Genomic DNA, 13,044 nt, shown 5'->3' with positions numbered 1-13,044 from the left:
AGCGCGTGAACTGCCCATATGCTCGTCAGGTCCCGCAATCTCAGCACCGGGGAGCACTGTGCCTGACGCCAGAACACTGGAGATCGAAGCCGAGCAGAAGCACGTCGATCGGGTCTACGAACGAGTCGAGTTCGTCCGGGCCCAAGCCAAGGAACTGGAGCACGAGGCGTACGGCCGAGCCGCTGCCGGCCCGAAGACCGGCCTCGTCGAACGGGACGCCATGGTCCATCGCGCCAGCGCGCAACTGCGCTCACTGGACGCCGAGGCCGAAGGGCTGGTCTTCGGCCGGCTCGACTTCGACGACGGCGAGGCGTACCACATCGGTCGCCTGGGCCTGCGCGACGACGACATGGAACCGCTGCTCGTGGACTGGCGCGCCCCGGCGGCCGCGCCGTTCTACCGGGCGACCACCGGCGACCCGCTCGGCGTCGTGCGTCGTCGGGTGATCATCAGCCGGGGCTCGGAGGTGATCGATCTCGACGACGACGTGCTGACCCCCGACCGGGCCGGTGACCTGCGTGTACTCGGCGAAGGCGCGTTGCTCGCGGCGCTGCGCCGATCGCGCGGGCCGCAGATGCGCGACATCGTCACCACCATCCAGAAGGAGCAGGACGAGGCGATCCGGGCGCCCGCGCGCGGCGTCACGCTGATCACCGGCGGTCCCGGCACCGGCAAGACACAGGTCGCGCTGCACCGCGCGGCGTACCTGCTCTACACCGATCGCGGCAAGTTCGCCGACGGGCGCGTCCTGGTGGTCGGCCCGTCCACTGTGTTCACCAACTACATCAGCCGTGTCCTGCCCGCGTTGGGTGAAGACAGCGTTCATCTGCGGGCGCTGGGCGAGCTGGCCCCGGGGGTCACCGCCACGCGGCGCGACAACGCGGCGGTGGCGGCGGTCAAGGGCGACGTGCGGATGCTCGCGGTCCTCGCCGATCTCATGTGGCAGGCCCCGCCCGAGGCTCCCGACCGGCTCAAACTCGTCTACTCCGGCCAGGTGCTGACTCTCACGACCGCGGAACTCGATACCGTTCGCCAACGGGTACGCCGACAGGGGCAAGCGGAGTCGGTGCCGCCCAACGGCGCGGCCGCCATCGCGTCAGCCGAGCTGGCGGCGGCGTTATGGTCCAAACTGGACATGCCCGCGCTGGAGCGCGACCTCTTCGGAGAAGACGTCGTCGACCGGCCCGAGTTCCAGCGGTTCCTGGCGGCGTGGTGGCCGCCGCTGCGCCCGGCCCCGGTGCTGTCCTGGCTGCTCGACGTCGAGCGGATCACCGGGCTGACTCCGGCCGAAGCGGCGACGTTGTCCGAGTCCTACCACGTGAACAACGACTGGTCCGTGGACGACGTCCCGCTGCTCGACGAACTGTCGCTGATGCTCGGTGAGCCGCCGCGCAAGGCTCGGCCCGCCGCGCCCGCCGCCCGGCTGCGCGAACTGACCACGGGACCGCAGGTGGTCGAGACGTTCGTGCTCAGCATCAGCCTCAACGACGGCTGGAACCTGTACGCCCCAGGCCATCCGACGCCGATCGCCAACGCCGGGCCGAGCATCGACAACGACGCGGTCCTGGCCGCCCAGCGCTGGGCCGAGGCGGTCGTTCTGCGCGAGGGGCACAAGGTCGTCAGCTGGATCGACGGCTTCGACCCGTACGGCGAGGACGGCTACGTTCCCGTGCTCGCCGATCCGCTGCCCGTCCAGGAGGCGGACGAGGCTCCGGTGGAACCGCCGTACGCCCACGTCATCCTCGACGAGGCGCAGGATCTGTCGCCGATGGAGTGCCGGATGATCGCCCGCCGCTCCGAGTACGCCTCGATGACGATCGTCGGCGACCTCGGCCAGGCGACCCATCCGCTGGCCGCGCCGACCTGGCCGGACCTCCTGCTCCGGTTGGGCCGCCGGGAGGCGCACACCCTGGAGCTGAACACCGGATATCGGGTCCCGGAGGCGATCTCCTCGTACGCCGCGGGCTTCCTCGCGCCCGGGATCGCCCCGACACAGTCCTATCGCGACGGTGGATCGCTGACGATCCAGCCCGTCGGCGACCTGGCGGACGGCGTACGCGAGGCGGTCGCGGCGGCGCCCGAGGGCAGCACGGTGGCCGTCATCGCCGCCGACGCGTCGCTTCCCGTCCTGGCGCCGGTCGTCCCGGACGGGGTGGCGCTGGTGCCGGCCAGCCTGGTCAAGGGCCTGGAATACGACCACGTCGTGGTGGTCGAACCGGCCGACATCGTGGCAGCCGAACCCCGCGGGTACGCCCGGCTCTACGTGTCCCTCACCCGGGCGGTGGCCGGACTCGTCGTGCTCCACCACCGCCCCCTCCCCACCCCGCTTTCCGCGCGATCATGAACTATTGGCCATGATCGACCGGCGTGTCGTGGCCATAGCGCCCTGATCAACTCCGTCACCAGATGATCAACTCGGTCAGGCGAGGGCTTCGGCGAGGCTGTCCGAGATCGCCTCGTGGACGAGGCGGCGACGCCGGGTGGGCATACCGAGCATCGGGTTCGCCACGCCCCAGGCAGCGCCCTTGCAGATGAGTTCCTTGTACACGGCGGCGATTCGGCCGGTGAGGACGGCGTTCACCGACCGGTCGTCGCCCGTGACGTACTGGATCAGGCCCTCCTTGCGGCCGAGCGAGATGCACTGGTTGAAGTACTTCAGCGGCGCGTGCGGCATCTTCCCGCCGGTCAGCCGGGCCGCGATCGAGTCCGCCGCCTGCCAGGCCATCGGGGAACCGGAGGCGCAGGACATGCGCAGCGGCTTGCCGCCCACGCCCATCGCGTACGCGGCATCGCCGACGGCGTACACGTCGGGGTGGGAGACCGAGCGCATCGTGTCGTCGACCACGATCTGACCGGTCTCGGTGACGTCGAGCGTGGACGCCGCGGCGATGGGGTGCACGGCGAACCCGGCGGTCCACACGGTGACGGCGGCCGGGATCGACCGTCCGTCGGCAGTCGCGACGGTGTCGGCTGCGACCTGGGTGACCTGTGCGTGCTCGTGCACGGTGATGCCGAGCTTGCCGAGGACCTTCCGCAGATGGCCCTGACCCTTCGCCGAGAGCCAGTCGCCGAGAGCGCCCCGGACCACCAGGCTGATGTCCAGGTCCGGCCGAGCCTCGGCGATCTCAGTGACCGCTTCCACACTGGTCAGGCCGCCGCCGACGACTGCGACGGGCTGCCCGGCCCCGAGCGCGGTGAGCCGCTGGCGCAGGCGAAGCGCGCCCGGCCGGCTCGCGAGTTCCTCAGCGAACTCGGTGGTCCCCGGTACGCCCTGCGCGTTCCAGCCGCTGCCCAGTGCGTACACGAGGGTGTCATAGGAGAGGGTCTCGACGCCGCTGGAGCCGGTGACGGACACGGTCCTGCGGTCGACGTCGACGTTCGTGACCTTGGCGATCTTGAGGTCGACGCCGCTGCCCGCGAACATCTCGCGGAACGGCCGGTGCTTGAGGGTCTGGCCGGTCGCGACCTGGTGCATCCGGACGCGCTCGACGAAGTCGGGCTCGGCGTTCACCAGTGTGATGGCCACCTCGTCACGGTGCAGCCGCTTGGCGAGGCGGCCGGCGGCGATGGCGCCGGAGTAGCCGGCGCCGAGGACGACGATGCGATGCTGCATGTCCTTGCTCCTGTCTGATTCGGATTCGCTCCCTGAACCGGGCAGCTCGCCGTTTCCTGACAGGTACGCCGTGTGAAGCAGGTCACACGATGATCAGAGCGCCGCCTCGCCGTGGTCGGACGTGGTGAACCGGGCCGTCGCGCGGACCAGTTTGTCGGGATTCACCTGGTTGCGCACGGCGGTGATGCCGTCGGCCGTGACGTCCAGGCACATGACGCCGATGACCCGGCCGTCGAGTACTGCGACGAGGGCGGGTGCGCCGTTCGCCAGCGACGCGTACACGTCGGGAATGCCGCCGAGCACGGTCCGGATCCCCTGGCTCGGCTTGAACAGGCCACGCAGGAACTTCGCGACCGCGACCGCCCCCTCGTACGCCTTCGCCCGGGCAGGGACCTTCCCGCCGCCGTCGCCGATCGAGACCACGTCCTGCGTCAGGAGCTTCACCAGCGGTTCGGTCTTGCCGCTGGTCGCGGCGGCGAGGAACTCGTCGACGATCCGCCGGGCGGTCGCGTCGTCCACCCGCGTCCGGGCCTTGCCCTCGGCGACGTGCTGCTTCGCCCGGTGGAACAGCTGCTGGCTGCCGGCCTCGGTGAGGTCCAGGATGCCGGCGATCTCCCGGTGTGAGTAGTCGAACGCCTCACGCAGCACGTACACCGCGCGCTCGTTGGGCGACAACCGCTCCATCAAGGTCAGGACGGCGTACGAGACGGATTCGCGCTGCTCGACGGTCTCGAGCGGGCCGAGCATCGGGTCCCCCGCGAGCAGCGGCTCGGGCAGCCACTGCCCGACATAGGTCTCCCGGCGAGCCCGTGCGGAGGTTAGCAGGTTGAGGCAGATGTTGGTCAACACCTTCGTCAGCCAGGCCTCGGGCACCTCGATGCGGTCGACGTCGACGGTCCGCCACCGCAGGTAGGTCTCCTGCACTGCGTCCTCGGCCTCAGCGGCCGACCCCAGCATCCGGTAGGCGATGGCCCCGAGCCGCGGCCGCGCCGCCTCGAACAGGTCGACGTCGTGCGTTGTCAGAGCCATGCCCCGAGCCTAGCCGGATCTGGGCGATCGACGATCGGCACCGGACCCCAGCTCCCGCAGATCAAGTCCCGGGCCGTCATAACCGCTGCACGCGCACGGCTCGTCACCGACCCATTTCGGTGGCGTCGCGGCGTACTCCTCCGCCCAGTGGCTGTCCTGCCAGTGCGCGGTGACCTCCTCGCAGGAGCCGGAGGCGGCGCTGTGCGATCCGACTCCATGTCCGCAGGAGCAGCGCGCGCCACCGGTCTGACGTGACGGTTCATGCTGTTCGGGCGGAAACTGAGGGCCGGTACGCATGCGTTCAGTAAACACCTGAGGCTAGATAAACACCTGAGGCTAGAACAGCGTGCCCTGCTCGACCGGCTCCGCTTCCGGCAACGGCTCCAGTCCTGGTACGCGGGCGCGTACCTCGTCGTGGAAACGCCGGGCGAGCACGGGGGCGTCGGCGTTGTCCGGCGTGTGGAGGAACACCGTCGGCGACCGGCCTTCCCGCAACCACCCGGCGACCACGTCGAGCCACGGCTGCCAGCCCTCGACGGTCCGCTCGGTGTCGTCCCGGCCGAGGTACCGGAGGACGGGACGGCTGGTCAGCGCCCGTTCCCGCTTAGGCATCCGCGGCTTCTTCCCCCACGCGTCCCGCTCCGCCTCGCTCGTCGGCGCCGCCTGGAAGAAGGCCGTCGTGTCGAACGGGATCCACTCCGCGTCCACCCCGGCCAGTACGCCCTCCAGCGCCGCCGAGGCGCGAGCGTCTTCGAAGAAGGCGCGGTGGCGGACTTCGACGGCGTACCGATGATCCGGCGGCAGCCGGCGCAGGAAGCTCTCCAGCGCCGGCACGTCGGCTGGGGCGAACGAACCCGGCAACTGCAACCACAAGGCGTGCGTACGCCCGCCGAGCGGCTCGATCGCGTCCAGGAACCCGCGCAGCTCCTCGTCGACGCCGTGGAACCGGCGCTCATGCGTGATCGTCTTCGGCAGCTTCACCACGAACCGGAAATCCTCGCCGACCTGGCGAGCCCAGGTCTCGACGGTCGCCCGGGACGGGGTGGCGTAGAACGTGGTGTTGCCCTCGACGGCGTCACACCAGCTCGCGTACGCCCGCAGCCGGTCCCCGCCGGCCGGCATCAGATGGCCCTGCCACGCCTTGTGCGTCCACATCGCGCACCCCACCGCCAACCGCATGGGCCAACCCTATCCAGCAGGCTCAGTGGAGGTCGTCGAGGTCGAGGCGGTACCAGACCGAATCCGCGAAGACGTGCAGGTGCGGGCCGCGGCCGATCACCCACGCGTTGCCCGGCAGGCGCCGGTTGCCCGGCAGGATCAGCTGGTACGCCCGGAAGTGCCCCCGGGTCAGGTCGCCGGCGAGGAGGCGGTCGCGGTCGGCGGCGTACCCGCCGAGGAGGGCGCAGCGGGTGCCGTCGACGATGATGGCCTGGGCGGCGCTGCCGGTCCCGGGCCAGGACGTGACCCGGTCGCCGTCCACCCGGACGATGGGGAACCGGGAGTAGTAGGTGCTCCACGCGGTCTCGCCGGAGAGGTTGAGCGCGTAGCACTCCTCGATCGGGTCGGCGCCGTTGGTGAACCGCCATTCGGGGCGCAGGCGGGCGCTGAAGCGGACCATCCCGGCCGCGCCGACGGGTTCGACCGAGCCGGCGTGCCAGCCGTTGCCGCCGTAGACGCCCTCGTCGAAGTAGCCGACCCAGATTTTGCCGGCCGGCGTGGTCTGGACGTGCTCGATGCCGTCGCCGAGGACTCCGGTGCGTTCCACCTGGCCGTCGGCGGTGACGATCATCGCGTTGGGCTCGGCGCCCTCGGAGCCGAGGCGGCAGCGGGCGGCCACGAACAGCATCCGGTCGCCCGGCAGTGGCTGGACGTGGCAGTGGGCCAGCCGCAGGTCGGCCACGGTGAGGTCGAGCGCCGGCTCCGGGGCGTACGCGATGACGCGAGCGCGGACGCCGTGCGGTGAGGTCGTGACGGGGAACGACGCCCCGCTCGGCTCGGTGACGCGGGCGGTCAGCGCCTCCCGCCCGGCCGCCGACGACCACAGCGCGATCGCCTCGCCGGACGGGCCGACGGAGACGTTCACCAGGACGTGATCAGTCTCGGGCGAGCGCAGCCGGGCGTGTTCGCGGAGCGCGATCGGCTTGCGACGTCTGGTCATGGGCTCCTCTCGGTCCGTTGCCGTCCCGAGAAGAAACGCGTAAGGGGCATTGAAGGGTTGGCTCGGGTCAGCCGCGAGGCTGGAATCCACCCGCGATGACGCCGAGTCCGTCCTGGTTGGCGGCCCATGCGTCGGCCGGCACATACCAGGAGAAGGTGTAGAAGCGGTTGTTCGCGATGACGCCCCGGCGCAGGACGTGCATGTGAGTGCCGTTACCGGTGGTGTACAGCCATTCCCAGTCGGCGGCGGGGAGGCCGCGATAATCCACGGTGTCCAGCTTGAGCTTGTCGTACCCCGACTTGCTGCTCTGCTCGCCTTCCTGTTCGGCCAGGGCCGCCTTCGGATCGCTCGTGGTGACCTCAGAACTCATCACGCTGAGGACGCGACCGAGGCCGTCCTGCTCGCGGAACAGGATCATGCCGCCGTCGGTCGACTTGGACCAGCCGTCCGGTACGGGGATCGAGTAGCCCTCGCCGCTGAACAGGTGCCACCCCGTCGGCAGTTCGCCGCTTTCGGACGCCGTGAGGCTGGGTGACGCGGCGCTGGGGGAGGCCGCCGAAGGAGACGCCGCCGAGGGGGAGGCTGCCGACGGCGATGCCGAGGCTGAGGCGGTCCGCGACGGTTTCGGGGTGGCGGACGGGTTTCCGTTCGCGCCGGCCGGGTTGTCCCGGTCCCGGAGCATCGGCACCGCCACCGCGACGGCGAGCACGATCAGCAGGCTCGCGGCGACGGCGTACCAGCGTTGGCGAGGGGTGAACCGCGGTGGCTTCGGCGCGACCGGCGGGGTGACCGGTGGCGCAGGCGTCGGCGGATCATCTGAAGTGGACGTCTCCGGGTTGAGGCGCAGCAGGTCCAGCCGGGTCGGCTCCGGCTGCGCCGCGACGGCGGGCACGGCGGCTCGGGCCGCTTGGGCGGCCGCCCGGATGAGCAGCCGTTCGGCCTGCTCGGCGGTCATCCGCTTGGCCGGGTCCTTACGCAGCAGCCCGGTCAGCACGGTCTTCAGCGGGCCCGTCGCGTTCTTCGGCGGTGGTGGCGGTTCGCTGGCCAGTGCGGTCAGCGTCGCGATCGCCGTCGCGCGGGCGTACGGCGACTGGCCTTCGACCGCGGCGAAGATCGTGGCCCCGAGGGACCACAGGTCCGCCTCCGGGCCTGAGGTCCCCTCTTTGGCCCGCTCCGGCGAGATGTACGCGGGCGAGCCGAGCACCAGTCCGGTACGCGTCACGTTGGGGTCGCCCGGGACGGTCGCGAGCCCGAAGTCGGTGAGTACGACGCGGCCGTCCTCGCCGAGCAACACGTTGCCGGGCTTCACGTCCCGATGCATCACCCCGGCCCGGTGCGCCGCCTGCAAGGCGTGCAGGACTTCGAGTCCGACGTGCGCGGCCTGCGCCGCCGACAGGGGACCGTCGGCGCTGATGGTGTCCTGAAGGGACCGCGACGGCACGTACTCCATGACGATCCACGGATCGCCGTTGGCGCCGTCGGAATCAGGCCGGACGACGTCGAAGACGCGTACCACATTGGGGTGATTGAGCCGCGCGATCGCGCGGGCCTCCCGAAGCGAGCGTTCCCGCATCTCCTGGCGTTCGGTGTCGGTCAGGCCCGGCGGCGGGACGATCTCCTTGATGGCCACGTCGCGGCCCAGGACCTCGTCGCGAGCGCTCCAGACCCGCCCCATGCCGCCCTGGCCGAGAGCGTTTTCCAGGCGATAGCGGCCGGCGATGGTACGCGGCTCGGCGGGGGAGGGGGACATCCTTCCAGAGGGTAGTCGCCTCCGGGCGATCCGATTCACTCGGGGGAGGAGCGGTGAGAGCTGCGCCACGCGCTTGTTTGCGGCGACAGCGTATGGCGCGAGGCGACCACTCAAGGTACAAATATTCACACCGCCCGAACCTGTCGCACGGACCAGTAGTCCCTCGCAAGAGAGCGCTCTCCTGTCGAGCCGTCCTGACCTGCCCACCGGCTGAGAGAGCGTTGCTGTCCACTAGAGAGGAATCCATGAGCACACGTCCGCTCCGCCGGAGACTGGCGTTCGGCCTCGCGGCGTTGGCCGCGGTCGCCGCGACCGCGTCCGCCGCCCCCGCCGCCGGATCGACCGGTGGCTGGCTCGGCCCGAACGTCACCGTCTTCACCCCGGACATGCCGGTGAGCCAGATCCAGGCCACCCTCGACGCCGTCCATGCCGCCCAGGTGGACGCCGAGATGACCACCGACCGGTACGCGTTCCTGTTCCAGCCCGGCGTCTACGGCACGGCCGAGCAGCCGCTGCAGATCAAGGTCGGGTACTACACCGAGATCGCCGGCCTCGGCGCGTCCCCGTCCGACGTCGTCATCAACGGCAAGGTCGAGGTCTACAACCGCTGCCTCGCCGACGGTGGGACCGGCAATTGCCTGGCCCTGGTCAACTTCTGGCGTACGCTGTCGAACCTGTCGCTGTCGATCGACTCGGCGGGGCAGGACGGCTGCCGCGCGTCGGCCGACTTCTGGGCGGTGTCCCAGGCGGTCTCGATGCGGCGGCTGAACATCAGCGGCGCGAATCTGTCCTTGATGGACTACTGCACCGCCGGGCCCCAGTACGCCAGCGGCGGATTCATCGCCGACTCGCGACTGCCCTTCGTCGTCAACGGATCGCAGCAGCAGTGGCTGATCCGCGACAGCGAGGTCGCCGGCTGGTCCAACGGCGTATGGAACCAGGTCTTCTCCGGCGTCGTCGGCGCGCCCGCCGAGGCCGGATTCCCCGACCCGCCGTACACGACGTTGGCGGCCACTCCGGTCAGCCGCGAGAAGCCCTATCTGTTCACGGACTCGCGGGGCCGCCTCCAGGTACGCGTACCGGCCGCGCGGACGAACAGCAGCGGGATCTCGTGGGCCGACGGAATCACCCCGGGCCGGACGACGTCGCTCAAGAACTTCTTCGTAGCCCGGCCCGGCGACTCCGTGAAGGAGATCAACAACGCCCTGGCCCGCGGCCAGAACCTGCTGCTCACGCCGGGCGTCTACGACATCGCGCGGAGCATCGAGATCAAGCGCCCCGGCACGGTCGTCCTCGGGCTCGGGCACGCCACCCTCACGGCGGTCGACGGGGCGATCCCGCTCGACGTCGCCGACGTCCCGGGTGTGATCGTCGCGGGCGTCACCATCGACGCCGGACTCACCGAGTCGCCGGTGCTGCTGCGGGTCGGCAAGCCACACGGGCACAGCAAGGGCTCGGCGGCCGACCCGACCACGCTGTCCGATGTGTACTTCCGGGTGGGCGGGCCACACGTCGGCAAGACGGACACGGCACTGGAGGTCAACAGCGACCACGTGCTCATCGACCACACCTGGGTGTGGCGCGGCGACCACGGCGTCGAGGGCTTCACCGACACCGAGCGCTGGAACACCAACACCGGCCGGTACGGCGCGGTGATCAACGGCGACGACGTCACCGCGACGGGCCTGTTCGTCGAGCACTTCCAGCGGTACAACACCGTCTGGAACGGCGAGCGCGGCACGACGATCCTGTACCAGAACGAGCTGCCCTACGACCCGCCTACGCAGGCCGACTGGATGAACGGCACGGTCGAGGGCTACGCCGGATACAAGGTCGGCGACCACGTGCGTACGCACAACCTGTACGGCGCCGGGGTCTACGTCTTCAACCAGAACAACCCGTCGATCCACACCGAGAACGGGTTCGAGGTGCCGGACCGGCCCGGCGTACGGCTGCACCACATCATGACCGTCAACCTCAGCGCCGGGACGATCGACCACGTCGTCAACGGCGTCGGCGGTCCGGCCGACACGACCCGGATCGGCCAGCCCGTCTTCATCACGGACTATCCGACGCCGTGACCTGCGCCGCGCCGCCCGGCCCGCCAGGGCTGGGCGGCGCGGCACCGCGTACAAGTCGCTAATGGACGGAGAAGCCGCCGTCCACGTAGAGGATCTGCCCCGTGACATACGCCGACGCCCCACCGGCCAGGAACACCGCGGCGCCGGCGAAGTCCGGCGGCAGCCCGTTGCGCTTGGCCATCGAGCGCTGCGCGAGTTCTTCGGCGCGGCCGGGAATCGCCATGGCGGGCGTGGTGAGCGGGGTGACCACGAAGCCCGGGATGAGCGTGTTGACGCAGACCCCGCGCGGGCTCCACGCTTCGGCCTGCGACCTGGTGAGGCCCGCGATGCCGGCCTTGGTGACGCCGTAGCCGCCGCTGTCGCCGAACGCGGCGATGGTCTGCTGCGAGCCGATGTTGACGATCCGGCCCCAGCCACGCGCGGCCATCCGCGGACCGTAGTGCTGCCCGAGCCGGAACGGCGCGGTGAGGTTCAGCGCGACCGAGACGTCCCAGTCGGCGTCGGTCAGCGTGTCCATCGGGCGGCGGATGTTGTTCGCCGCGCAGTTCACCAGGATGTCCGTGTCCGGCGCCGCGTTCGTGACCCGGTCGACCCCCGTACGCTCCGCGAGGTCCGCGCTGATCGTGCGCACCTGGACCCCGGCGCTCACGAGCTGCTCTGCCGCCGACGCCAGTTCCTTCTCCCGCCGGGCTACGAGGACCACGTCCGCACCGGCGCGGCCCATGGCCTCCGCCATGGCGAAGCCGATGCCGGAGCTGCCGCCCGTGACGAGCGCAGTACGTCCGGCCAGCGAGAACAGGTCTTCGAGGTACGACGGCATAGTCGACGAGGCTAGCACTCCTGGTGCGGAGTTGATCTAGGCGGGAAACGGTTGCTCTGACCGCCCTTTCCCGCCTAGATCAACTCCGCGGCGCCGAGCGGGCCGGAAGCGACCGCGTGGGAGCGCTTCCGGTAGGGTGGCCGACGCGGAACCGGGAACCGCGTCCCTGTTGGTCGACCGACTTGAGGCAGGCATGAAGCATCGCCGACCGGTACGCAAGCCCCTTCTCCTCGCGCTGGCCGCCACCGCCGTCGCTACCATCACCGGGTTCGCCCTGGTCGCAGCGCTGTCCGGGGCAGCCACGCCGGCTTCCGACAGTCAGGGTGCGACGAGCCCGACGAGCGACGCGCCAACGCTCGACCCTGGCCAGAGCCCGAGCGCCGCAGTGAACCCGAGCCCGTCGGCGGCGGCGAGCACGGGTCCGTGCGGCCGGGTGGCGTCGGCGAAGCCGGTCGTGCAGGTCACGACGGTGAACGTCGGCGTATCCGTCAAGGGTTACGGCGGCGAAGGGGACACCGAGCCGTTGCCGATGGCGATCGCCGCGACCCCCTCGGGCGGGTCATGGCTCGCCTGGCTGGGCACGAACGGCAAGATCTACCTGGGCAAGCTCGGCTGCGACGACAAACTGATCGGTACGCCGACCAGCTTCACCGGTATCGACCTGCAGGACGTCCAGGCGGACGCTACCGGGGGCGTACTGCTGTTGACCCGGCGCGGCGACTGCAAGACGGGACCGCTGTGCGGCGGCACGTCGAGCCCGTGCAACACGATGCACATGATCCGCTTCGACAACAACGGCAAGCAGGTGTGGGAGCGGCAGGTCACCAACTTGACCGGCAGTCGTGGCGGGTACGACGACGGCGCCCGGTTCGTCTGGTGGTACCAGCATCACGGGCGGCTGGCCTCGGACGGCAAGAACTACGCGGCGTACTTCGGGGTGGCGATCACCGTCCAAAACGGCTCCTGTGTGGACATCCACGAAGGTGACCGGATGCAGGTGGTCGGCCCGTCCGGGTCGCTGCTGTCCGGGCACGACAGCTTCGAGGTCGGCTGCAGTCACGCGTGGACGTCCCGGATCGTCTGGGATCCGCGGACGAGCCACTTCGTCACCGTGTGCGCCACCGACAACGACTGCCGCATCGCCCGGCCGAACCCCTATCGGACGATCGCCAAGGGAACCTGTGACGGCACCCTGTTCGGCGGCGACCTCGTGCTCGCCGAGTCCAAGGGCTACTGGACCGCGTGGAGCCAGGGCGGCCAAGCGCGCCTCGAACACTTCACCACCGGCGCGTCCGACACGACCGTGAAGACGTCCGCGTCCACCCGGCATCCGCATCTAGTGAGCTACGGCGGCGGTCGCATGCTGCTCGCCTGGTCCTCCGGCTCATCGCTCGCCGCGCAGGTCTATGACTCCGGCACCGGCAAGACGGTGGGCGTACGGTTCACGATCGGGGTCAAGGACCACGACTACCTGGCGCTCAAGGCGTACGCCGACGGCAGCGTCGCCTATCCGGCCGGGAGCGGCAGCACCACGATCAAGATCGCGCGGGTGCTGCCGCTCGCCTGATCAGCCGACGGTGAGCCCTGATCAGC

At 70.4% G+C, this 13,044-nt stretch carries 9 protein-coding genes; 3 read left to right on the top strand and 6 right to left on the bottom strand.

The annotated features are described in order from the left end of the window. Positions 1-58: 58 nt before the first annotated feature. Positions 59-2,344, top strand: a complete 2,286-nt coding sequence (locus HDA40_RS06780; RefSeq protein ID WP_253753075.1) for a HelD family protein — start codon at positions 59-61, stop codon at positions 2,342-2,344. Between the two features lie 75 nt (positions 2,345-2,419). Here HDA40_RS06780 and HDA40_RS06775 read toward each other — a convergent pair whose 3' ends face one another. The 5 genes from HDA40_RS06775 to HDA40_RS06755 all read right to left on the bottom strand — a co-directional run bounded on the left by HDA40_RS06775 (position 2,420) and on the right by HDA40_RS06755 (position 8,550). Continuing rightward, positions 2,420-3,613, bottom strand: a complete 1,194-nt coding sequence (locus tag HDA40_RS06775; RefSeq protein WP_253753073.1) for an NAD(P)/FAD-dependent oxidoreductase — start codon at positions 3,611-3,613, stop codon at positions 2,420-2,422. Between the two features lie 93 nt (positions 3,614-3,706). Further along, complete coding sequence (gene sigJ, locus HDA40_RS06770) at positions 3,707-4,642, bottom strand: RNA polymerase sigma factor SigJ (RefSeq protein WP_253753071.1); 936 nt, start codon at positions 4,640-4,642, stop codon at positions 3,707-3,709. A 336-nt stretch (positions 4,643-4,978) separates the two neighbouring features. Then, a complete protein-coding gene (locus HDA40_RS06765) occupies positions 4,979-5,797 on the bottom strand; it encodes a DUF72 domain-containing protein (protein ID WP_253763583.1) in 819 nt (272 codons plus the stop codon). A gap of 46 nt (positions 5,798-5,843) precedes the next feature. Continuing rightward, positions 5,844-6,800: a hypothetical protein gene (locus HDA40_RS06760; protein ID WP_253753069.1), complete on the bottom strand. Its 957-nt coding sequence runs from the start codon at positions 6,798-6,800 to the stop codon at positions 5,844-5,846. 67 nt (positions 6,801-6,867) lie between these two features. Next, positions 6,868-8,550 carry a serine/threonine-protein kinase gene (locus HDA40_RS06755; protein WP_253753067.1) on the bottom strand — a complete coding sequence of 561 codons (1,683 nt, stop codon included), beginning with the start codon at positions 8,548-8,550 and terminating at the stop codon, positions 6,868-6,870. A gap of 245 nt (positions 8,551-8,795) precedes the next feature. Between HDA40_RS06755 and HDA40_RS06750 the strand changes: the two genes are divergently transcribed. Beyond that, a complete protein-coding gene (locus tag HDA40_RS06750) occupies positions 8,796-10,631 on the top strand; it encodes a pectate lyase-like domain-containing protein (RefSeq protein ID WP_253753065.1) in 1,836 nt (611 codons plus the stop codon). Between the two features lie 58 nt (positions 10,632-10,689). Here HDA40_RS06750 and HDA40_RS06745 read toward each other — a convergent pair whose 3' ends face one another. Further along, positions 10,690-11,451 carry an SDR family NAD(P)-dependent oxidoreductase gene (locus HDA40_RS06745; RefSeq protein WP_253753063.1) on the bottom strand — a complete coding sequence of 254 codons (762 nt, stop codon included), beginning with the start codon at positions 11,449-11,451 and terminating at the stop codon, positions 10,690-10,692. A gap of 193 nt (positions 11,452-11,644) precedes the next feature. Between HDA40_RS06745 and HDA40_RS06740 the strand changes: the two genes are divergently transcribed. Continuing rightward, the gene (locus HDA40_RS06740) at positions 11,645-13,018 is read left to right on the top strand and encodes a hypothetical protein (RefSeq protein ID WP_253753061.1); all 1,374 of its coding nucleotides are present in this window, start codon (positions 11,645-11,647) and stop codon (positions 13,016-13,018) included. Positions 13,019-13,044: the final 26 nt, after the last annotated feature.

This window comes from Hamadaea flava, assembly GCF_024172085.1.
GTDB classification, from domain to species: domain Bacteria; phylum Actinomycetota; class Actinomycetes; order Mycobacteriales; family Micromonosporaceae; genus Hamadaea; species Hamadaea flava.
Note: the sequence above shows the minus strand (reverse complement) of the source record. Positions and strands in the feature narration are given on the sequence as shown.

Coding starts and splice junctions, on each gene's coding strand:
- HDA40_RS06755 (WP_253753067.1), bottom strand. CDS start 8,550: ATGTCCCCCTCCCCCGCCGAGCCGCGTACCATCGCCGGCCGCTATCGC.
- HDA40_RS06775 (WP_253753073.1), bottom strand. CDS start 3,613: ATGCAGCATCGCATCGTCGTCCTCGGCGCCGGCTACTCCGGCGCCATC.
- HDA40_RS06740 (WP_253753061.1), top strand. CDS start 11,645: ATGAAGCATCGCCGACCGGTACGCAAGCCCCTTCTCCTCGCGCTGGCC.
- HDA40_RS06745 (WP_253753063.1), bottom strand. CDS start 11,451: ATGCCGTCGTACCTCGAAGACCTGTTCTCGCTGGCCGGACGTACTGCG.
- HDA40_RS06765 (WP_253763583.1), bottom strand. CDS start 5,797: ATGTGGACGCACAAGGCGTGGCAGGGCCATCTGATGCCGGCCGGCGGG.
- sigJ (WP_253753071.1), bottom strand. CDS start 4,642: ATGGCTCTGACAACGCACGACGTCGACCTGTTCGAGGCGGCGCGGCCG.
- HDA40_RS06750 (WP_253753065.1), top strand. CDS start 8,796: ATGAGCACACGTCCGCTCCGCCGGAGACTGGCGTTCGGCCTCGCGGCG.
- HDA40_RS06760 (WP_253753069.1), bottom strand. CDS start 6,800: ATGACCAGACGTCGCAAGCCGATCGCGCTCCGCGAACACGCCCGGCTG.